The organism is Microcystis wesenbergii NRERC-220 (assembly GCF_032027425.1).
Taxonomy (GTDB): domain Bacteria; phylum Cyanobacteriota; class Cyanobacteriia; order Cyanobacteriales; family Microcystaceae; genus Microcystis; species Microcystis wesenbergii_A.
This window is the reverse complement of the sequence record NZ_JAVSJA010000001.1, coordinates 3,765,634-3,786,858: the sequence shown is the minus strand read 5'-3', so window position 1 is coordinate 3,786,858 and position 21,225 is coordinate 3,765,634. Positions and strand designations below refer to the sequence as shown.

The 21,225-nt window shown below is 42.0% G+C and carries 23 protein-coding genes and 1 pseudogene; 20 read left to right on the top strand and 4 right to left on the bottom strand.

Going from position 1 to position 21,225, the window contains the following annotated elements; genetic code table 11:
* The first annotated feature begins 526 nt into the window (after window positions 1–526).
* Window positions 527–910, top strand: coding sequence for a DUF4346 domain-containing protein (locus RAM70_RS18395; RefSeq protein WP_045359276.1), 384 nt, complete (start codon window positions 527–529; stop codon window positions 908–910).
* A 135-nt stretch (window positions 911–1,045) separates the two neighbouring features.
* On the opposite strand, the gene RAM70_RS18390 is transcribed toward RAM70_RS18395, so the two are convergent.
* The gene (locus RAM70_RS18390) at window positions 1,046–1,909 is read right to left on the bottom strand and encodes a branched-chain amino acid ABC transporter permease (RefSeq protein ID WP_045359277.1); all 864 of its coding nucleotides are present in this window, start codon (window positions 1,907–1,909) and stop codon (window positions 1,046–1,048) included.
* Window positions 1,910–2,179: 270 nt separating this feature from the next.
* On the opposite strand from RAM70_RS18390, the gene RAM70_RS18385 reads away from it, so the two are divergent.
* Both RAM70_RS18385 and RAM70_RS18380 read left to right on the top strand, forming a co-directional pair.
* Window positions 2,180–2,689 carry a pentapeptide repeat-containing protein gene (locus RAM70_RS18385; RefSeq protein ID WP_045359278.1) on the top strand — a complete coding sequence of 170 codons (510 nt, stop codon included), beginning with the start codon at window positions 2,180–2,182 and terminating at the stop codon, window positions 2,687–2,689.
* The gene (locus tag RAM70_RS18380) at window positions 2,686–3,813 is read left to right on the top strand and encodes a 5-(carboxyamino)imidazole ribonucleotide synthase (protein WP_312675022.1); all 1,128 of its coding nucleotides are present in this window, start codon (window positions 2,686–2,688) and stop codon (window positions 3,811–3,813) included. The genes RAM70_RS18385 and RAM70_RS18380 overlap by 4 nt, the downstream gene beginning before the upstream one ends.
* 135 nt (window positions 3,814–3,948) lie before the next feature.
* Here RAM70_RS18380 and RAM70_RS18375 read toward each other — a convergent pair whose 3' ends face one another.
* Window positions 3,949–4,887 carry an SGNH/GDSL hydrolase family protein gene (locus tag RAM70_RS18375; RefSeq protein ID WP_190380163.1) on the bottom strand — a complete coding sequence of 313 codons (939 nt, stop codon included), beginning with the start codon at window positions 4,885–4,887 and terminating at the stop codon, window positions 3,949–3,951.
* Between the two features lie 82 nt (window positions 4,888–4,969).
* Between RAM70_RS18375 and RAM70_RS18370 the strand changes: the two genes are divergently transcribed.
* The 16 genes and pseudogenes from RAM70_RS18370 to RAM70_RS18295 all read left to right on the top strand — a co-directional run bounded on the left by RAM70_RS18370 (window position 4,970) and on the right by RAM70_RS18295 (window position 18,534).
* Complete coding sequence (locus RAM70_RS18370) at window positions 4,970–5,104, top strand: hypothetical protein (RefSeq protein WP_002736350.1); 135 nt, start codon at window positions 4,970–4,972, stop codon at window positions 5,102–5,104.
* A gap of 390 nt (window positions 5,105–5,494) precedes the next feature.
* Window positions 5,495–7,486 (top strand): DICT sensory domain-containing protein, encoded by a 1,992-nt coding sequence (locus RAM70_RS18365; RefSeq protein WP_045359283.1) that lies wholly within the window; start codon window positions 5,495–5,497, stop codon window positions 7,484–7,486.
* Window positions 7,487–7,648: 162 nt separating this feature from the next.
* Window positions 7,649–8,854: an argininosuccinate synthase gene (locus RAM70_RS18360; protein ID WP_008197419.1), complete on the top strand. Its 1,206-nt coding sequence runs from the start codon at window positions 7,649–7,651 to the stop codon at window positions 8,852–8,854.
* Between the two features lie 243 nt (window positions 8,855–9,097).
* Window positions 9,098–9,280 carry a hypothetical protein gene (locus RAM70_RS18355; protein ID WP_072024829.1) on the top strand — a complete coding sequence of 61 codons (183 nt, stop codon included), beginning with the start codon at window positions 9,098–9,100 and terminating at the stop codon, window positions 9,278–9,280.
* A gap of 11 nt (window positions 9,281–9,291) precedes the next feature.
* Window positions 9,292–9,477, top strand: a pseudogene (locus tag RAM70_RS18350) (element excision factor XisH family protein); the annotation flags it as partial.
* The gene (locus RAM70_RS18345; RefSeq protein WP_002793145.1) at window positions 9,465–9,806 is read left to right on the top strand and encodes a XisI protein; all 342 of its coding nucleotides are present in this window, start codon (window positions 9,465–9,467) and stop codon (window positions 9,804–9,806) included. The pseudogene RAM70_RS18350 and the gene RAM70_RS18345, both read left to right, overlap by 13 nt.
* A gap of 160 nt (window positions 9,807–9,966) precedes the next feature.
* Window positions 9,967–10,353, top strand: coding sequence for a hypothetical protein (locus RAM70_RS18340; protein WP_024969784.1), 387 nt, complete (start codon window positions 9,967–9,969; stop codon window positions 10,351–10,353).
* The gene (locus RAM70_RS18335; protein WP_045359288.1) at window positions 10,350–10,778 is read left to right on the top strand and encodes an HNH endonuclease; all 429 of its coding nucleotides are present in this window, start codon (window positions 10,350–10,352) and stop codon (window positions 10,776–10,778) included. The genes RAM70_RS18340 and RAM70_RS18335 overlap by 4 nt, the downstream gene beginning before the upstream one ends.
* A 271-nt stretch (window positions 10,779–11,049) precedes the next feature.
* Window positions 11,050–11,745: a PEP-CTERM sorting domain-containing protein gene (locus RAM70_RS18330; protein ID WP_312675007.1), complete on the top strand. Its 696-nt coding sequence runs from the start codon at window positions 11,050–11,052 to the stop codon at window positions 11,743–11,745.
* A 96-nt stretch (window positions 11,746–11,841) separates the two neighbouring features.
* Entirely contained in the window at window positions 11,842–12,057 is a 216-nt protein-coding gene (locus tag RAM70_RS18325; protein WP_045359291.1) for a hypothetical protein, read from the top strand.
* Entirely contained in the window at window positions 12,058–12,318 is a 261-nt protein-coding gene (locus tag RAM70_RS18320) for a type II toxin-antitoxin system RelE family toxin (RefSeq protein ID WP_002780565.1), read from the top strand.
* A gap of 215 nt (window positions 12,319–12,533) precedes the next feature.
* Complete coding sequence (gene larE / locus RAM70_RS18315) at window positions 12,534–13,343, top strand: ATP-dependent sacrificial sulfur transferase LarE (protein ID WP_045359292.1); 810 nt, start codon at window positions 12,534–12,536, stop codon at window positions 13,341–13,343.
* 414 nt (window positions 13,344–13,757) lie between these two features.
* Entirely contained in the window at window positions 13,758–14,768 is a 1,011-nt protein-coding gene (locus RAM70_RS18310) for a permease (RefSeq protein ID WP_045359294.1), read from the top strand.
* Window positions 14,769–14,792: 24 nt separating this feature from the next.
* On the top strand, window positions 14,793–15,584 hold the full coding sequence (locus tag RAM70_RS18305; protein WP_312675002.1) for a TIGR03943 family putative permease subunit: 792 nt from the start codon (window positions 14,793–14,795) through the stop codon (window positions 15,582–15,584).
* Window positions 15,585–15,647: 63 nt separating this feature from the next.
* Complete coding sequence (locus tag RAM70_RS18300) at window positions 15,648–17,126, top strand: hypothetical protein (protein ID WP_190380159.1); 1,479 nt, start codon at window positions 15,648–15,650, stop codon at window positions 17,124–17,126.
* Window positions 17,127–17,157: 31 nt separating this feature from the next.
* Entirely contained in the window at window positions 17,158–18,534 is a 1,377-nt protein-coding gene (locus RAM70_RS18295; protein WP_312675000.1) for an aldehyde dehydrogenase, read from the top strand.
* Between the two features lie 11 nt (window positions 18,535–18,545).
* Here RAM70_RS18295 and RAM70_RS18290 read toward each other — a convergent pair whose 3' ends face one another.
* Both RAM70_RS18290 and RAM70_RS18285 read right to left on the bottom strand, forming a co-directional pair.
* Window positions 18,546–19,955, bottom strand: coding sequence for an isochorismate synthase (locus RAM70_RS18290; protein ID WP_312674998.1), 1,410 nt, complete (start codon window positions 19,953–19,955; stop codon window positions 18,546–18,548).
* A 235-nt stretch (window positions 19,956–20,190) separates the two neighbouring features.
* Window positions 20,191–20,595 (bottom strand): NIL domain-containing protein, encoded by a 405-nt coding sequence (locus RAM70_RS18285; protein ID WP_004163818.1) that lies wholly within the window; start codon window positions 20,593–20,595, stop codon window positions 20,191–20,193.
* A gap of 36 nt (window positions 20,596–20,631) precedes the next feature.
* On the opposite strand from RAM70_RS18285, the gene RAM70_RS18280 reads away from it, so the two are divergent.
* Window positions 20,632–21,183 (top strand): thioredoxin family protein, encoded by a 552-nt coding sequence (locus RAM70_RS18280; RefSeq protein ID WP_045359304.1) that lies wholly within the window; start codon window positions 20,632–20,634, stop codon window positions 21,181–21,183.
* Window positions 21,184–21,225 lie beyond the last annotated feature (42 nt).

Sequence of the window (21,225 nt, the reverse complement as noted above, 5' to 3'; positions counted from 1 at the left end):
CTACTTAGAGATTGTTGATGAGGCGATCGCAGTTTAGATTTCATCGCACCGGTGCAGAAATACCGACAATCAGCAATTATCAGTGACTCTTAAATTGGTACAAAAATATCAACAATCATCTGTAAGCATCTCACAGTTAACCTAAGGCGCTCCGGGGTTTGGGGGGTAGAACCCACTAAAGCTTTGGATTGAGTGATAAAATCGGAAATAACACCCAATTTTAGCGGAGAGTTTCCCTTGAAAAATCCCCAACTTAGTAGATTGACAAAAATGAGATGCACCCAATCAAATTTATCTTAAGAAAATTAAAACTGAGAACTTATCGAGAGCTAGATGAAGCTTGAGAAGAGGCTTTTCAGTAAGTCTCGGAGCAAGATTTTCGTAATTGGTTCGCACCATCTTGCTCTTGTACCTCATCTATCTGAAACAACTCTAGATATATAAAATGTTCTAGGCTAAGGTTGAGGGGATGTGATATAATCTGCTCTTGCTTTCATCTACATATTTAAGTGATTTTGTCAAGAAAATGAGCGAATTAAAATCCCAAATCACAGCTATTGATCATCAACTTTCCAAACGTCCAATCGCTCTCGATCCCGCAGGATATTTTATTATTTATCTAGACCGAGAAGCTGGGTTAATCTGTGCCAAACATTACAGCAATATTATCAACGAAAAAGGTTTAGCCGTCGATCCAGAAACGGGAAAAGTTATCGGTGCTAGGCAAAAACTTGATCGCAATCCTGAGACTATTTACACCGCCAGGACTGCCAAAGAATTAGCCGTAAAAGTGATCGAAGAAACCCAACCTTGTCCGATTACTATGTTCGATCATGCTGCTTATTTAGGTCGAGAATTTACCCGCGCTGAATACGCTTTAATCACCGGGGAAGAATATATTCAGGATTAAAGATTGGGCTTTTCAGTGTTGCCAAAGGCACGGCGTAGCCGTCCAGTAAACAGTAAACAGGGATAAAGATGAAGATAAATAAATAAATAACTTAAAACTTACATCTGATAACTGATAACTGATAACTGATAACTGTTAAACCGTGCCTTTAAATAAACCTTGGGGACGGAATAATAACAGCAATATCATAATTAATAAAGCCACGGCTAATTTATAATCAGAACCAATTAAGGGAACACTAATTTCTTGGGCAACACCAATAATTAAAGCCCCAGCAATCGCTCCGTAGGGATTACCAATACCACCTAAAATAACGGACGCAAACATGGGTAAGATTAAAAACCAGCCCATATTGGGACGTACTCCCCCGGTAATTAACCCGAACATCCCTCCGGCTAAAGCAGTTAAAACTCCCGTAATTATCCATGTCCAGAAGACAACCCATTCGACGTTAATTCCGGTTACTCTAGCTAAATCGGTGCTGTCAGCTACGGCGCGCATCGCCTTACCGATCTTAGTTTTTTGCAATAACAAATGGAGGGCAATAATAACTATAATTGCCAAACCAATGACTAACAAGCGATCGAAAGCTACTTTAATCCCAAAAATTTCTGTAGCGGTCATCACAGGCAGATCGTAGCGTTGATTACTGCCGCCCCAGATCATTAAAATACCATTGCGAAGAAATAAAGCCAAACCGATCGAAATAATAATTAAAGTGGTAGAATCAGCCCGTCGATCGCGCATAGGTTTCCATAATAATCTCTCGGCAACGAGCATGGCAATAGCTGTCACCGCTGCCCCCACCAGCATCGCTAACCAGAGATTAATCCCTTGTGCATTTACCAGCCAAGTTATGTAAGCGCCCAAAGTCATAAAATCGCCGTGGGCAAAATTAGACAGACGCAAAATGCCACAGGTAAGGGTTAACCCAACAGCAGCCAGAGCAATAATACTGCCGACGGCTAAACCATTGAATAAAAGTTGCGGTGTATCCATCAAACCTCTTGTATAAATCAGAAATTGTCCTTAGAAATAGAAGTCAGGAGAGAGAAAATGAATTAACTTTTGTCTTTTACTTTATTTAGCTGAAAGCTGAGGGCCCTTTGCTTAAATATTTTTGTTTAGACCAAATTGCATGGCAGTATAAGCTTAGACAGCTATTATAAAGGTTTGTGTGCCAGCAATTTCTCGCAGCCGGCGAAAAGCTGACGGCGGATGGCTTACTGCTATAAAATCAAGAATGCCCACTGATGGAATTTTCCGCCAATGAAGACTATCTTTCGACTAGCGATCGCTTTTTTTGCCATACTATTTATCCTATCTCCTGTCAATGCCTTAGCAGCCAGTTCTGCTGCTGTCACAGGAGCCAATGCCAGTTATGAAAACCAGAATCTGACAGGAAAGGATTTTTCGGGACAAAATTTGCAATCTGCCCAATTTACTAACGTTAATCTGCAAGATTCTAACTTTAGTTCTGCCGATTTGCGCGGGGCAGTGTTTAACGGAGCCTCTATCATCGAAGGCAACTTTCATGGAGCGGACTTAACCAATGGGTTAGCCTATCTGAGTACCTTTAAAAATTCCGATTTAAGCGATGCTATTTTTGCCGAAGCGATCATGCTGCGTACCATTTTCGAGGGAGTAAACATCAACGGTGCTGATTTTAGTTTTGCAGTGCTTGACGCTCAACAAATCAAAAATCTCTGTGAAAGAGCCGAGGGTGTCAACTCAAAAACCGGCGTCTCTACCCCGGAATCTTTAGGATGTGATCAATGATGCAAACAAGGGTTGGTGTTATTGGTGGTGGACAATTAGCATGGATGATGGCACAGGAAGCCAAGAAATTAGGCATTTCTCTGATTGTACAAACACCACACCCCGACGATCCCGCCGTTGCTTTAGCTGACGGGGTTGTCTTCGCGGAAATAGCTGACGTGGAAGGCACAAAAAAACTAGCTCAACATTGTGATCTGATCACGTTTGAAAATGAGTTTGTTGATTTAGATGCCCTAGAAGAATTAGCGGCCACAGGAGTGAAATTCTATCCTAGTTTGGCAAATCTGCGCCCCCTATTGGATAAATACGAGCAAAGATGTTATTTACGCTCCCTAGGGTTGCCTGTGCCTGATTTTTGGGCGATAGATAATTTATCCCAATTAGAAAATTATCCTTTTCCGCTGGTGCTGAAAGCGCGACGACACGGTTATGATGGTCAAGGAACCTTTATTATCCGCACTCCTGAAGAATTAAACGCCAAAAAGCCGCAATTAGAGCGTCTTGACTTGATGTTAGAAGCTTATATTCCCTACGAGCGCGAATTAGCCATCGTTGCCGCTAGGGGATTAACCGGGGAAATCGTCACCTATCCCGTGGTGGAAACCTATCAAGAGGAGCAAGTCTGTCACTGGGTAATCGCTCCCGCCGCTCTTAACCAATCTTTACAAGCTCAAACCGAACCTATCGCCCATCATCTGTTAAGTAGTTTGTCGGCGGTGGGTGTTTTCGGGATGGAGTTATTTGTCACTTCTCAGGGAGAGGTATTGATTAATGAAATCGCTCCCCGTACCCATAATTCGGGTCATTACAGCCTCTCTGCCTGTCTTACCTCCCAATTTGCCCTACAACTGCAAGCAGTGGCTAATTTGCCCCTCGGAGCCACGGATTTAAAATCTGCTGGGGCAGTCATGGTTAATTTATTGGGTTTTGAGGATAGTGACGGCGATTATGGGGAAAAACGAGCAATTTTAGCGGCAATTCCAGACGCTCACGTTTTTTGGTATGGTAAAAAATCCCGTCCCGGTCGAAAATTAGGCCATGTCACCCTCTTAAGGGATACAAGCGATCGCTCTGAGTTATTGGCCCTAGCAAAGCAGATAGAAAAGCTTTGGTATGGTTGTTAGGGAATTATGAATTATGAATTATCAATTATCAATTGGGGAGTGGGGAGTATTTTCAGTAAACAGTAATCAGTGAACAGTAATCAGTAAACAGTGAACTGATAACTGATAACTGATAACTGATTCAGTAAACCCTAATTAAAAGACCTTTTTGATTGCCTCGGTCAGTTTTTGACTGATTAACTCGTTACCGTCTCGGCTGAGATGAATATTATCGCGATAGAGGGAATCAGGAGTAGGATGAGCTTGAAAAATGGGCAGAAAATCTAGATAAAAAATCTGCTGGTTGCTGGTGAAATCCGCTAGTCTTTGACGGGCTTTTAATTCATAATCTCGCCCCTGTTTTTGAGCTTCGCGAATGAGGGGGGTAATAGCGATAATTAAACGGGCTTGATTAGCCTGAGCAAGGGCTTGAATTTGGGCAAGAGCGGTTAAATTATTGCCCACTCGATCGCCTCCTTCTCGCACTGGTGGCAGGGGAGGATAACGCTTAAAATATCGATCGTATAATTCGATTAAAGCTAAAGCCGGCCGGCGAGCGGGATAATTAATTTCTCGTCCCACCACCGCCGAACTAGGAGCTAAAGCGAACAGATCATCAGTGTTCATTAATAACACAATCACCTGGGATTCAAAGGTGCCGAAACGTCTTAGATAGGCCAATTGATTGCGCGGTCCCCAAGAATTAGCGGAAGCATTGAGAACTTGCACTGAACCCGTCAGATTTTGTCCTAAATTTTTGGTGATTAAAGCAGCAATGGTCTCTTTTTGATCCGTCCACCAGGAGCCATTAGCGATCGAATCACCGATTAACATGATTCTCGTCGTCTCCGGAGGCCGTTGGGGTGTAATCGGATCGCTCCGCATCGAATACTGATTAACGGCGATAAAATTGGAAAACCGGCGCGTTTGTTGATTAGGAGCCAAAAGATAGCCAATTTCGGCATCAGCTTTGTAAATAAGCGGATTACCGAACCCGAAGACAATTCTTAAAATAGCCTCAAGGAGAAGGCCAAGGGCGAAAAGAACGCCTAGAATGATTAAAGACAGCCGAATGATACCAATTTCTAATAACACGGATAGATGAGAGTTCGCTAATTTATGATCCTAAAGTGTCTCATACTTTCCACATCCATCTCATGAAAAGGAGTTAAGGGCAATGTCAGACTTAAATCGTGGCATTATGAAATTCGAGGGAGCCGATAAACCGGCAGTAGTGGCGATATCGTCGATTATCGTTATCGGTAGTATTATTGCTCTGATCCTTTGGGCAATGAAAGTCGCCTACATCTAGTTAGGGTTTGCGGCAAAAAGTTTCTCGTGGGGGCAGGGTGTAGGGTGTAGGGTGTAGGGTGTAGGGTGTAGGGTTTTACCCATTTTCATCTGGTAAATTACCTAATTTTCAGGGAAAAAGTCCCTAAATTTTCCCCCCGATCCCTCCAATGGCGGGTACTTTTTGATTTCCCAAAAGTCTAAAAGTCTTACCCAACAAGGTTTAGATTTATTCAGCAACGTCTAGTTAGCTAGAATAATTTCGCTCACTTTTGGCATCACTCAGTTTAAGTTTCTTGCCATCACGATCTCACCTCTTGTCCCCTTGAGCCTGTAGGATAGGGTCAAGGGAGAAATTGCTAGTTCCCTCTATTGCGCTTGCTAGTCACACTCGACTCGAAACAGATCATCGATGAGCAGATCAACTTCTGTTTTAACAGAACTGTTGCAGTTACTCCCCCAATGGCGATCGCAGATGTACTTCAAAGTATCCCTGACCGCGCTATCCCACGCCATGGAGGATCAGGTTTTAGCGGAAGACGATCAACCATTAGTGATTGCCAGTTTTCAGCGTGAGCGCTTTTATCGTCAAGAGGCCCATCGCTATCGACGCATTGCCCACAAAAGCGGGCAAGTTTATGTTTTGTCGGCCCCAGAAACCGATTTTAAGCATAGTTCCGACGTTTACGAGACGATCGCTTTTCAACCGGACGACAGTTTAGCCCAAGAATGGCATCTAGTGGTTATCAGTCGCCATTATGCTAGTTGTTTAATCTGTCGGGAGCGAACCCATCTGGTAGCCGAAGGGGAAAATAGGGCAGCTATGGATAATAATCGCCGTTTTGAGGGGATTTGGACGAGCGATCGCCATGTAAGTCAACAGGCGGCCCAAATTCTTTTAAATCATATTCTCGATTATCGTCCCGAACTGGCGGAGAAAATTAGGTGCGCCCAAGAAGAATACCTGATCTGTGAATTGACGGACAGGGATCATCAAGAGGAACCAGATCCCTTTGTCCAGCGATTGGTCACTTATTTGCAAGCGGGACAGTATAAACTGCTGAAAGCCAATCGTTCCTTGGCATCGAAAGAACACAAGGAAAGACTGATCAACTCGGTGATGGCGGCGATCCGTCGTTCCCTCGATCCGGAAGATATCCTCCAGGTGGCAGTGCAGAAATTGGGACAGGGATTGGGAGTCTGTCGCTGCGTGGTCTATCGTTGTAAGGAAGCCGACATTAACGCCACCATCGAACACGAATTTTTAAACTCCGGCATTAGTTCCATCAAAGGACAAAAATGGCCTCTGAAAAATAATCCTCTTTTTCAGGAAGCGCTGGAATTGAGAGAATCCCTGAAAATTGAAGACGCTATTCACGATCCCCGTCTCCCCGGCGATTCCATTCAAAATCTCGTGCGGGAATGTTCCATCTATTCCTGGTTATTAGTGCCGATTTTTTACCAAAGTCGTCTCTTGGGAATGTTGGAACTGCATCACTGTGGACCCTATACCACCACTTGGAAAAGCGAGGATGTCGCCCTGGTGGACGCGGTGGCCACTCAAATCGGAGTCGCCCTCATTCAAGCAGAAGCCTACGCTAATTTACAGGATTTAAACGAACAATTAGCCGCCCTCGATCGCACTCGTTCTAATTTAGTCGCCATTACCGGCCACGAATTACGCACCCCCCTCTCCACCATTCAAGTCTGTCTAGAAAGTTTGGCCTCGGAACCGGATATGCCGGCGGAAATGCGCCAAATTATGCTTGATACTGCCCTGAAAGATGCGGAACGAATGCGTAAATTAATCCAAGATTTTTTAACTCTGTCCAGGTTAGAAAGTGGCCGGGTTAATTGGAATCCCGAAGCTTTATCTTTATCGGAATGTGTGGAATTAGCCATCAGTCACGTTCACTCCTGCAATCTCGACAACGAAAACCCAAAAATTATCAATCTTGTCCCCCCTAATCTGCCCTTTGTTTTAGCCGATGGCGAGTGGTTAGTGGAATTACTCTCCAAACTTCTCGATAATGCCTGTAAGTTTACCGGACGGGAGGGAAATGTCTCGATCGAAGTCGCTTCGGGAAAACCAAAAACTCTAGAAGTAACCATTTCTGACACTGGACGCGGGATCGAACCCAATCGTTTAGAACAGGTTTTTGATCGCTTTTACCAAGAGGAGGGGGCCCTGCGACGCAGTGCCGGGGGAACCGGTTTAGGACTGGCTATCTGTCGTCAGATTGTCAATGGTTGGGGCGGCGAAATTTGGGCAGAATCTAGGGGCAAAAATCACGGCAGTCAGTTTCATTTTACTATTCCAATATTTAAAGATAAAACTAACGATAATCCCAAAAATACCGCTCCGAAAAAATCCTCCCGTCGTCCGGCTAGTAAACGTAAATAGCGGCTGGTTGCCCGTTTAGTTTTTGCTCTTTACTCGTGACTTCCTATTCCTTTTCTTCATCAAAAACTAAACAAAAAAGCATTAAAAAAGAAGCATCAAATCCCCAGGATATATAATAAACTTAAAAGAGTAATCAATTAGTCGTTTTTAGGTGAAAAAATTATGGGACGCGCCAAGAGAGTGGTTTTAGCTTATTCCGGAGGAGTCGATACTTCCGTCTGTATTCCCTATCTCAAACAGGAATGGGGAGTAGAAGAAGTGATTACCCTAGCCGCCGATTTAGGACAGGGAGACGAGTTAGGACCGATTCAAGAAAAGGCCCTGCGCTGCGGAGCGATCGAATCCTTAGTGGTCAATGCTCAAGAAGAATTCGTCAAAGAATACGCTTTTCCCTCAATTCAAGCTAATGCTCTCTACGAAAATCGTTATCCCCTTTCTACCGCCCTGGCTCGTCCTTTAATCGCTAAATTATTAGTAGAGGCCGCCGAGAAATACGGGGCCGATGCCGTCGCTCACGGTTGCACCGGCAAAGGTAACGATCAAGTGCGTTTTGATGTGGGCATTATGGCCCTCAATCCTAGTTTAAAAGTTCTCGCTCCCGCCCGGGAATGGGGCATGAGCCGGGAAGAAACCATCGCCTACGGGGAAAAATTCGGGATCGAGTCTCCCGTGAAAAAATCCTCGCCTTTTAGTATCGATCGTAACCTGTTGGGCCGCAGTATTGAAGCAGGTCCCTTGGAAGATCCGATGACGGAACCCCCGGAAGAAATCTATTTAATGACCAAAGCGATCGCCGATACTCCCAATGAGCCGGAATACGTCGATATCGGTTTTAATCAGGGGATTCCTGTCAGTTTAAACGGAGAAAATCTCGCTCCCGTCACGCTCATTAGTCAATTAAATGACCTAGTGGGTAAACACGGTGTTGGTCGGTTAGATATGATCGAAAACCGGGTAGTGGGAATTAAATCCCGAGAAATTTACGAGGCCCCGGCTTTATTAGTTTTAATTGATGCTCACCGGGACTTAGAAAGTTTGACTTTAACTGGAGATGTTACCCAATATAAACGGGGAATTGAAGAGACCTACGGACAGTTAATTTATAAAGGATTGTGGTACAGTCCCTTAAAGGAAGCGATCGATGCTTTTATCCTCAAAACCCAAGAACAGGTAACGGGATCGGTGCGAGTGAAACTGTTTAAAGGTAACGCTAAAGTGGTCGGTCGTCAGTCAGTCAATTCCATCTATTCTCCCGATTTAGCTACCTACGGAGCCGAGGATCAATTTGATCATAAAGCTGCCGAAGGTTTCATCTATGTTTGGGGATTACCCAGCAAAGTTTGGGCCGAAAAAACTAGAGGGAAGTAATCAACAATTCTCCCCTAAGTAAGTGGGTTTTAATTCAGATCCCCCCAGCGATCAACGCCCCCCTTATCAAGGGGGGAAGGGGGGATCAACATCCTTATCAAGGTAGGGTTGATTCATGAATCAATCCCCAAGGTAGGGTTAATTCATGAATTAACCCTACTATGGGGGAAGGGGGTATCAGCGCCCTTATAAAATTAAATATAAAGATGCTGAATATTTGCTGATTTATCAGCCGAAAAACCTTTGGATGCTCAAAGAAATGGACGTAAAATTGTTGTGGAAATCAAAAGCTTTTTAATACTAAATCCGTTGAGTAACGCACAGAAAACGGGTTTCTCGGAGAAACCCGTTTTCTACTCATGCACTCATGCAAAAAGGGGAATAAATAATCAGTCTTTAATAACCAGATTTAGTATAAGTCCCTAGCTTTAGGACAATATATTTTATATCGAAATTTAATCAGTCTTACCGAACCAGAATATCAAATTTATCTAGCCATTAAAGACAGCATTTATGAAAATTTTTTCCAACGAGAATCAATTCAGGCTATTGTGAAAATAAATCAATTACTTTTGCTGGTTGTTGAGATGGAAAAGGAGAAAATTTTACAATGGATAGACTAGAAAAATATCGCAATGCCATTAAAAAAGTATTAACAGAATATCACGAATGGGTTTCTGGTTCTGCTAATTTAGATCAAGAAAGTTGTCTGGTTTTTGACGAGATACATGATCAGTATTTTTGGCTTTTTATGGGTTGGGAAGGCAAGAAAAAAATCAGGAATATTCAAGTCCATATTAGGATTAAAAATGAGAAGATTTATATTGAGGAGGATTGGACAGAGGAAGGTATCGCTACGGAATTATTAAGGGAGGGTATTTCTAAAGAAGATATAGTTTTAGCCTTTTATGATCTGGAAACTCGTAAGTTAACTGGGTTTGCTGTGAGTTAAGTTATCGGTAAATCTTGCCTGGAAATCTGAGGTTTATAAAAGATATGGGATAGAACCTTAAATGAGCTATTCTGTTACTTTTGAACCAGTTTATCCTTATGGGTAACAAGAATTTGAGCTATAATCATAATATCTCTATAACCCCACATAAAAAAGGCTTATGGCCATTTCAATTACTTTAACCCTACCTGATGAGATTTTTAATCTAGCTCAATCCTTAGCCCATTCAATTAACCGTGATCTTAATGATATATTAGTAGAAGCGATCGCTTTTTCTATTAGTCCCAATTATCAAGGCGAAAAAATCTCATCCCTAAATTCATTATCAGATGAAGAAATTATCAAATTAACTCAATTACAAATGGCATCAGAACAGGATCAAAGATTAAGCGAGTTGCTCAATCAACAACAAGAGGGGGATTTATCAACCTTTGAAAATAGGGAACTTTGGTCATTGATGCAAATTTATCAAATAAACTTGTTAAAGAAGTCTCAAGGATTAAATGAAGCGGTTAAAAGAGGATTAATTTCACCCTTAGAAGCATGAATCCTAGCCCTATTCCCGACTATATTAAAGATAAAATTCGCCAACAAGCTAACAATCGCTGTGGGTATTGTTTAAGTTTACAAAAATATGTGTTAGGATTGCTGGAGATTGAACATATCATTCCTAAAGCTAAAGGGGGAAGCGATGATGAACATAATCTCTGGTTAGCTTGTCGTTTATGCAATGGCTATAAGGGCAGACAAACCGAAGCAAAAGACCCAGAAACTGAGCAAATTGTTCCCCTTTTTAATCCAAGAAAACAAATATGGTCAGAACATTTTCAATGGAGTCAAGAGGGAACACAAATTTTAGGAAAAACCCCTTGTGGACGTGCAACGGTTATGGCATTAAAACTCAATAATTTGATTGCCACCACAGTTAGACAACAATGGATCTTAGCAGGATGGCATCCCCCTAAAATTTAACTTCAAAACCAAAGCAGTTCATTTTGATCATTTCGGTCAACGAAATAAGTAGAGGTAGAACCTCGCTTATCTGCATTCCAAGCTATAACCTTGCAACCAGTCAAAAATATTTATATAACCCAAAACTATCTTAAATATAAAAATCAATAAAAAATCATGATTAAATAACCCTTGACTTCCCCCCCCTTTGTGATATTTTCGTTGCAGGATATTGGCGCAAAACTAGCGTTAAATATGACCATATTTCTGTCCTATTATGGCCATCAAATCCATGAAAAAATTACTGACAATTTTAACCCCCTTGACTCTGATGGGGTTGGCCGGGGTTACTCCTGCTCAAGCGGCAATAGTAGCTGGTTGGAATCAATTTAGTGCTTCTACGGCAACCTATCCCAAAGCGGCGGATAATGTGGGTGCGAATATAACCAGCACTGGGTTAGATACCGCCGGGATAAATCGGCTGGATGATTCTGTATTCTTGTTGGGTAGTTTGGGTTCTGGCGGTTGGAATACAGGTAGCACTGTTGATACCAACCAATACGTGGAATTTGCCGTACAACCCGGTGCAGGTTTTCAGGTCGATTTTACTAACTTACAACTCGATGCGAGGCATGATGAAAACCAGCTAAATTTGGTCTTGCGCTCTAGTGTTGATGGGTTCACCAGTAATTTAGGGACACAAGTTAGCTTAACAACTAGCTTTAATACCTACAGCTTTGACCTAAGCAGTTTAGCACCCCAAACCGGCCCGGTGCAGTTCCGTCTCTATGGACTGAATGCTAACTCCTTCGGTGTCTACTTCTATGCTGGAAACTCCGCTAATGTTGCCGGGGGTGGGTTTGTGGCTCTTAATGGGGATATCACTCCTACTGGTGGCGGTGCTGTATCAACCCCGGAACCTAGTGGTATAGTGAGTTTAATCGCTGTTGGTGCGTTGGGTGCCGCTTCCCTTCGTCGTCGGGGATAAATTATCCTTGGCAGGGGCAACTACAGAGGGGTTGCCCCGATATCTTGATATAATCGGGAGTGATAGGTCAATTATCTTTTCTGAATAGGGGCAAATATGCAGATAAAAGACATGACTCCCCAAGAGTTACAAAGTTTAATCCGTAATACAGTAGATGATACTCTAGATGAGTACTTCGGTGATCCAGATGAGGGAAAACAAGTTAAGGAATCTTTTAAAGAAAAGTTATTAGAAATCCGACAAAAAAGACTACAAGGAAGAGCGACTATTCCCGCAGCTGAGGTGGATAAAAGATATGGGATAGAACCTTAAATGAGCTATTCTGTTACTTTTGAACCAGAGTCGATAACTGATTTAGATTTGATCACAGATTTTATCAGACTGAGGATTCTTAATAAAATTAAATGGTTAGCTATCAACTTTGAACAGATAACTCCCCTACCTCTTACGAGAGAATGGTCAGGGTTTTACAAATTAAGAGTAGGAGATTATCGGGTTATTTATGAATTTGATCGAGAGAGTAGGATAATTATTATTGTTAGAGTAGGTCATAGAAGTGAAGTTTATGACTAAATACCTACTAAAATAATTGGGATCAGCAATAAGCTAAGATACATTTTAACCGCCTATCCTTATGATAGCGAGATTATTTTCTAGTAAAAATTGCCAAAAATAGCCCAATTATTGACAAAATTATGGCAGCATAAATCGATCGGTAGCCCTGATTAATTACGGCACGGCATATAATAAAAAACGGTCTCCCTAAACCAGTTGCCAAAATCGCCGCCATGGACAGTCAATTACTTGATAAACTCGGACAATTACAAAACCTCTTAAAAACCAGTGAAAAAGCCTTGATTGCCTATTCTGGGGGCGTGGATAGTACCCTAGTGGCAAAAGTGGCTTATGATCTGCTAGGGAGTCAAGCATTGGCAATTACGGCGGTTTCCCCTTCCCTACTGCCGGAAGAATTGGAAGAAGCGATCGCCCAAGCCGATTATATCGGTATTCTGCACGAATTGGTGGAAACAGAGGAAATGAATAACCCCAATTACACCAGTAATCCCGTTAATCGCTGTTATTTCTGCAAAAGTGAGCTACACGACACCCTTAAACCCATCGCTCTCGCTCGTGGTTATTCCTACGTCATCGATGGCGTTAATGCTGATGATTTAAGGGATTATCGTCCTGGAATTCAAGCCGCTAGGGAACGCGGCGCTCGTTCACCTTTGGCGGAAATTGCTATCACAAAAAGCGAAGTTCGTCAACTATCTCGTTACTTAAATTTACCTTGGTGGGATAAACCAGCGCAACCCTGTTTAAGTTCCCGTTTTCCCTACGGGGAGGAAATTAACCTGGAGAAATTGCAAAGAGTCGGACGGGCGGAGATTTATCTGCGAAAATTAGGTTATCGTCAATTACGGGTGCGATCGAGCGGCGATACGGCACGGATTGAATTACCGGCAGCAGAAATTCCCGACTTTATTAATCGGACAAATTTAAGCGAATTAGTCGCTGATCTGCAAAAATTAGGCTTTATCTATGTCACCCTCGATCTAGAAGGTTATCAAAGCGGCAAGCTTAATCGAGTCCTCTAGTTCAGCAGTAAACAGTGAACAGTAAACAGTGGACTGAAAACTCAAATCTGCTCTAACAGCGTTGGGTTTCATGCTTCAACCGTTCGGCTGAGCTCACGGCCGAAGCCCAACCTACGTTCTGCTCTAACAGTTATCTTAATGGTGAGGTACGAAGTTTTCCTTTTGGGGAGCCAGTCGTCGGTGGTCAATACCAAACAGGGTTATACTTCATCTCAGCGAGAAAGGCTGTAACGGATAACTGGTCACTGATAACCGGTCACTGATAACTGATAACTGGTCACTGATAACTGATAATTGGTCACTCGATCAGATATATTAAAAAAATGTTAAAAAGCCGGGGAGCGGACTGATGAACCTTTTTCTGGGGTTCCTAAGTCTTTACCCCTAAACCCCCAATTCCCAAGGCGAGGATAGATGAGTCAACTACAAAATGCCTTTACCCTATTCCTGAGCCTGTTGGTGGAAGCGATGCCTTTTTTACTGCTAGGGGTGATTCTCTCTAGTATTCTTTTAATATTTGTCGATGAACGTCGCCTAGTTGCCTTGATGCCTCGAAATGCTGTTTTAGGAGCATTTGTGGGGGGATGTATTGGTTTTTTGTTTCCCGTCTGCGAGTGTGGCAATGTACCGGTGGCGCGACGTTTACTTGTGCAAGGAATGCCGAATGCAGTAGCGGTTAGTTTTCTCTTAGCAGCGCCGACAATTAACCCGATTGTTATCTGGTCCACTTGGGTAGCTTTTCGCGATCAACCGGAAATTGTTTTCTATCGAGTTATCTTTTCTTTGTTCATCGCTACGGTTATCGGTATTATCTTTAGTATCCAAAAAGATCCCCGACCGCTCCTCCAAACCTCTTTGGCAAAAAGTCTCAATTGGCAACCGCAAACACCGGAAAAAGAATCTATCCCACTACTACTACAATCCGGTTCTTTTCTGATCGGTAATTCTGGCAAAACTTTGCGCTTAGACGAAAGTTTTGCCGCCACTGCTGTCCTACCAGCAGTGCAAGCTATCCCGATGAAAAGGCGCTGGTTAACTTTTCTGGAAAACGTGGTGATGGAATTACGCGAATTAGGAGGAGTGTTAATCTTAGGAAGTGCTATAGCGGCCGGTTTACAGGTGTTTGTTCCCCGGGAATTTGTTCTTAATTTGGGTCAGGATCCGATTACTTCGATCTTGGCAATGATGCTGTTAGCTGTCATTGTTTCGATTTGTTCCACGGTTGATTCTTTTTTTGCCCTCTCCTTTGCCTCTAGTTTTACCAGTAGTTCCCTGCTGGCTTTTCTAGTGTTCGGTCCGATGATTGACCTGAAAGGGATTGGTTTAATGTTGTCTATTTTTAAACCGAGAATGTTAATTTATCTCTTTGCTTTAGCAGCGCAAATGACTTTTTTACTCACCTTAGCTCACAGTTATTTATTTTAGGTCAGTTCCTTGATAGTTTTTCCCATGAATTCATCACGTCTAAAAATAATCGCCCCCCAATTTATCGATATTATTGCCCTAATCGGTTGGGGTTCGTTACTATTTAAATACTGGATAACTGGACAGTTAAATTTACTGATCCATCCTAATTATTTTTTTCTGGTTCTCATCACCAGTATTGCTTTATTTGTTCTGGGAATAGTCAAGCTTTGGACATTATTAAAGCAGTGGCAAAAAAAGATTAATTTAGATAGTAACGATAATCGATCGCATATTACCATTCTTCCTCAACATTTTGGCTCAGGTTTATTAGTAATCACTGCCCTTTTAGGCCTATTTATCGCCCCGCAGCCCCTCAGCAGTCAAATCGCATTACAGAGGGGAATTAGTGAATCTTTACCCCTAACTCGCGTGCAAACTCAATCCTTTGGCACTACCGTTAAACCAGAGGAAAAAAGTTTAATTGAATGGGTAAGAACTTTGAATGCTTACCCCGAACCTGATGCTTACACAGGACAGCTGGTAAAAGTCACAGGTTTTGTGGTGCAATTGCCCCAACTACCCGATAATTATTTATTAATTAGTCGCTTTATCCTTACCTGTTGTGCCGTGGATGCTTATCCCGTGGGTTTACCGGTGAAACTATCAGGAAGTCGCGGTCAATATCCCAATGACACTTGGTTAGAAATCACCGGAGAAATGGCCACGGAATCCTTACCCGTAGAGGTAGGAAAATCAACCACCAGAAGACAATTAGTAATTAAGGCTAAATCCGTGAAATCTATACCCACTCCTATGGATCCCTACGGATATTAATAGTTATCAGTTATCAGTTATCAGTGACCAGTGAGCAGTTGTTGTTATTAACCATCTACTATAATGATCAAGACCTTACAACTACAACCAATTGATAAATTAGCGATAACATTAATTGTATCCCTAACCTTAGTAATTGGTGGCTTAATTTGGTTAGGTAATAGCTGTGGTAATCAATGTCTTTTACAAACCGGACTAAGGGTCAAGGAATTTAGCTGGGAAAATCGAGAAATTGGCTCGGAAGATCAAGCATTTATTATCACTTTTGATCGCCCTATGGATCATGCTAGTGTAGAAAAAAATCTAGTTATCGATCCTCCGCTGCCGGGGAAGTTTAGTTGGGCCGGAAGACGATTAGCTTATACCCTCACTTCTCCCATTCCCTACGGAGAAAAATATCATCTGCAAATTGAAGGTGCGCGGGAACAATTTCGCAGCGGTAATCGATTAGGACAAACCCTGGCAATCTTTGAAAGAGAATTTAAAAGTCGGGATCGTGCTTTTGCCTATATTGGCACTAATGGGGAAGAACAGGGAAGATTAATTTTTTATAACCTGACCGAGGAGAAGAAAACCCTCTTAACCCCCGCAAATTTGACCGTTATGGCTTTTGAATTCTATCCTGATGGTAAAAAAATCCTCTTTTCGGCCGTGGCGAAAAATCAGGGGATACAGGGAATTCGTGAACTGCAGCTTTATCAAGTTGATAGCAGTCAATCGCCGGCAAAAATTGAGTTAGTGCTAGACAATAAAGATTATCAAAATAATCATTTTGATTTAGCTAAAGATGGGAAAACTATTGTCGTGCAGAGAATTGAGCGCCGCAATCCAATTAACTTCGATTTATGGGCAGTTAAATCGGGGGAAAACCCCCAACAATTAAACATCCAAGGCGGGGAATTTTTGATTGCACCTGATAGTAAAACTTTGGCTGTCACCCAGGGGGAAGGAATCGCCCTTTTGCCTTTAAAAACCGAGACAAAACCCCTAGATTTTTTACCAAAATTTGGGCGAATTTTGAATTTTTCTGCTGATGGTACGGCCGCAGCGATGGTGAATTTTAATACTGATAATGCCAAAATGCGTTATATTCGATCGCTTTTTTATGTCAATAATCAAGGATTACAAAAACGCTTACTCAATCTACAAGGTTCGATTATAGATTGTCAATTTAATGCTACCGGTAGCGATTTGTATTGTTTGTTAACCGAGTTAGTTACTAACAGTCAAGAGTACAAAGAAAAACCCTATTTTGCTAAAATAGATGTGAAGACCGGTCAAGTGACTCCCCTACTGGAATTAGCCGATTATCGTGATATTCACATTAGTTTATCTCCCGATGGTTTAGCAATTATTTTTGATCAACTTCGCACCAGTTATGATACTAATCCAACTAATCCCCTGACTACCGATTCAGGAGAAACAATTATCGGTGGTCGTTTGTGGATGTTAATTCCTCCCCTACAAGATGGAGTAAAAGCAAGTAAATCTGATTTAATTGAATTACCTCTAGCGGGAATTCGTCCCCAGTGGATGCCATAGAATTACCATCATTAAGTTAGGAATTATTTCGATGCTGTCAAACTCAGAAAAATTAGCCAAATTGCGTCAGTATTTTGTTAGTGGTGCCCCTCGTTCTTATCAATTCCGTCGTCAGCAGTTAGAGAAGTTAAAACAGGCAATTATTAAATATGAAGCAGAAATCTATCAAGCTTTATATAGCGATTTAAAGAAACCTCCCGAAGATTGTTGGATTACTGAAAATGGTTTCCTTTTGGTGGAAATTAATACCGCTTTAAAAAATTTGCGCTCATGGATGCAACCCAAACCTGTTAAAACTAATCTCTTAAATTTCCCTTCCTCCAGTCAGATTATTCGGGAACCTTTAGGAGTGGTTTTAATTATTGGTGCTTGGAATTATCCCCTTCAATTGTTATTAGTGCCTTTAGTTGGTGCTATTGCTGCTGGTAACTGTGCGGTATTAAAACCGAGTGAATTTGCCTCAGCGACGGAAAAATTAGTAATTAAAATAATTCAAGAAATATTCCCTGAAGAATATGTGTTAATTGTCCCGGGAGATGGTGGGGAAGTAATTCCGAATATGTTAGACAGTTTTACCTTTGATCATATATTTTTTACTGGCAGTACCAGGGTAGGAAAAATTATTTATCAACTAGCGGCAGCAAAGTTAATTCCTGTTACTCTAGAATTAGGGGGAAAAAGTCCCTGTGTTATCGAAGCTGATGCTAATATTTCCGTGGCAACCCGTCGCATTGCCGTGACAAAATTCTCTAATTCTGGTCAAATGTGTATCGCAGCTGATTATATTTTGGTACATCAATCCCAGCAGGAGAATTTTATCAGAGAATTAGCAAACACTATTGTTAATTTTTTCGGTGAGGATGCCAGATTAAGTGCTGATTATGGTAGAATGATCAACGAAAAACAATTTGATCGCCTGATTGACTTTCTCCAAGATGGTGAGATTGTTTTTGGAGGCAAAACCGATCGAGAAAATTTATATATTCAACCAACTTTATTAACTAATGTTTCCCTCGATGCTCCTATTATGCAAGGGGAAATATTCGGGCCGATTTTACCGATCATTGCCTTTAGCACTTTTGAGGAAGCTTTAGCAATTATTGCTAAAAACCCTAACCCTCTAGCTTTTTATCTGTTTACTACCAAGGCAAAGACCGAAAAGAAATGGTTAGAATCAGTCCAGTTTGGGGGAGGTTGTATTAACAACAATAGTTTTCATTTTACTAATCCTAGTTTACCCTTTGGTGGTCGAGGAAATAGCGGTTTTGGTAGCTATCATGGTCGTTTTTCCTTTGAAAACTTTAGTCACCAAAAAGCGATTATGAAAACACCTCTTTGGTTCAATCCCGCTCTAAAATATCCGCCTTTTAAGGGTAAATTAGGCTTATTTAAGTTATTGGTTCGGTGAAAAGCTATAGTTTAGGTTAAAGCTTTTAAGAGAGCTTGAAATTTAAGCTGAATTTCTGCTAGTTCTTTTTCCGGATCGGAACCGGCAACAATACCCGCACCGGCGTATAATCGCGCTCGATCACCTTTAATTAAGGCCGAACGAATACCAACAATAAACTCACTATTATTTTGACAATCGATCCAACCCAAAGGAGCAGCATAAAGAGAGCGATCAAAGGTTTCATAATGACGAATTTGTGCTAGGGCGATCTCGGTGGGAACCCCAGCAACAGCAGGAGTGGGGTGTAGTTGGGCAACAATTTCGAGGGGATGGATGGAGGGTTTTAGTTTAGCATGGATAGGAGTCCAGAGATGTTGAATATTGGAGAGTTTTAACAATCTAGAGGGAGAATTTTGAGGATTTAAGCCAATTTGTCGCAGTTTTTGGTTAATAAAGTCACTAACAGCCCGATGTTCCCGTTGTTCCTTTTCACTAGCGAGGAGTTTATTGGCTAAAAGAGCATCTTCGATCGCATTTTCTCCCCGGGGGGCGGATCCCGCTAAAGCATCGGTGATTAATTGCCCCTGATGGACAGTTAACAAGCGTTCGGGACTAGCGCCGATAAAATGATCTCCCCGTCCATTGCCGAGGGAAAAAGTGTAGCAATCGGGATGACGCTGACGCAAATTATCGAGACAGTTTACCAGATGAAAAGGACGGGGAGAAATCACGTCAAGAGCGTGAGCGAGGACAATTTTGCTAAAATTTTGAGCCTGGATCCATTGGAGTGCATCGGCAACAGCCGCTTGAAAATTATAGGTAGGATGAATATAATAACTACAGGGAGCCTGGTGGGGATTTTGTCGGCAATTGCTGGAGTTATTTTGGATAATTTTTAGGTTATTAATAGTTTCTTCGAGGGAGTTTTCTATTTCTTTTTCGCTGGTGATTAAGAGATTGGTAAGGAAAAAATATTCCGACTGTTTTTTGATAATTTGAAACTTAGGCAGGGTTAGGTTAGCTGAGGGAAAGGGGGTAGCTGTTGCCGAGTCGAAAAAAGTGAAACTGCAAAAGATGCGGGGAGTAATATCACTATAGTTATCAATTTTAATAATTCTTTGTTGACAGTTTTCGATAAATTTTTGAGCTTTTAAAAAACGTTGTTTACCGTGGAAAGTGGCAGTAAAGGCGATGCCGTAGCCGAGAAAAGCGGTTTCTCGTTCGGGATTTTCCCAATAACAATGGGTGGGATAGCTAGGGGCAATCCGAGAGAGAATTTCTAGGGGATCAAGGGGGGAAATTTTTTGACAAAAACTGACGATCGACGGATTTCCCTTTTCTGCGGCTAACAGTTGCGGGTTGAGGATAAAGTTATAGAGGCTGCGAAGATCAGCAATCGGACTATCAGGATAGGAAAGGCGAGGAACGGCAGAAGTCATGTCAAGTTTTTTGTATTTTTTGCAAAAAAACCATGATTAATGGTATGTAATCCCCACAGATGTGGCCAGAGTCAAGGATCTCTTTTTAACTATGATATCGGAGAAAGGGTCTTTAGGCAGAAAGGGAAGGGGATATTTGTGACGATTAACTGCGTTGGAGACAAATGAGGGGTTAAAATCTCCAGAGATGGCTATTATTTAAATGGGCAAAAAAATTAATTTAATAACTGCTACTTTACAAGTTTGTAGAAATTGCCGCCACGGGACAAGTGGGGATACATTGTTCACAAACCACACAACGGGAACGCAAAAACTTGAGACGAAAACTTTCGGGATCAAGGGTTAAAGCTTCCGTGGGACAAACTCCCGTACATAAGCCACAATCGACGCATTTTTCTTCATCAATGACGATTTCGCGACTAACTTGCGAAACGCCAATATTTTGTAATTGTAACCATTCGATCGCCGCTTCTAACTCATCGATATCTCCCGATAATTCTAATACTAATGTTCCCACTTGATTGGGGGCAACTTGGGCGCGGATAATATTAGCGGCGACGTTAAAATCCTTCGCCAGTCGATAGGTAACGGGCATATGGACGGCTTTTTTGGGAAAAGTGAGAGTAACGCGTTTTTTCATTAGGATAGGATAGGAATAATTTTTGAGAGACTATCCATGACAGCCACCACACCCACCAACAAAACCAGAAATCTGCTGCTGGCAGTAACGGCAGTTATCCTTAGTGTAGCGATTTTCTTCGGGTTTCAAACCACCGCTAGTTCTGTATCTTTGGAAGCGCAAGCGGAAAAAGCGACACCTTTCGATCTTGCCCTCAGCAATGGTAAACCCACCCTGACAGAATTTTATGCTAATTGGTGTACCAGTTGTCAGGCGATGGCCCCTGAAATTGCCGAAATTAAAAAACAATACGGTAATACCATTAATTTTGTCATGCTCAACGTTGATAATAATAAATGGTTGCCGGAAATTCTCCGTTATCGTGTGGATGGTATTCCCCATTTTGTCTTTTTAAATAACCAAGGACAACCAGTTGCCCAAGCGATCGGAGAACAACCAAAATCAATTTTAACTGCTAATTTAGAAGCACTTTTAACTAATTCTACCCTACCCTATGCCACCACTACGGGACAGACTTCTGATTTTAATATCCTTGCGGGCGCTAGTCAAACCGATCCCCGCAGTCACGGCAGTCAAGTTAAGCAGTAATCAGTAATCAGTTATCAGTTATCAGTGGAAAGCTTATGGCTG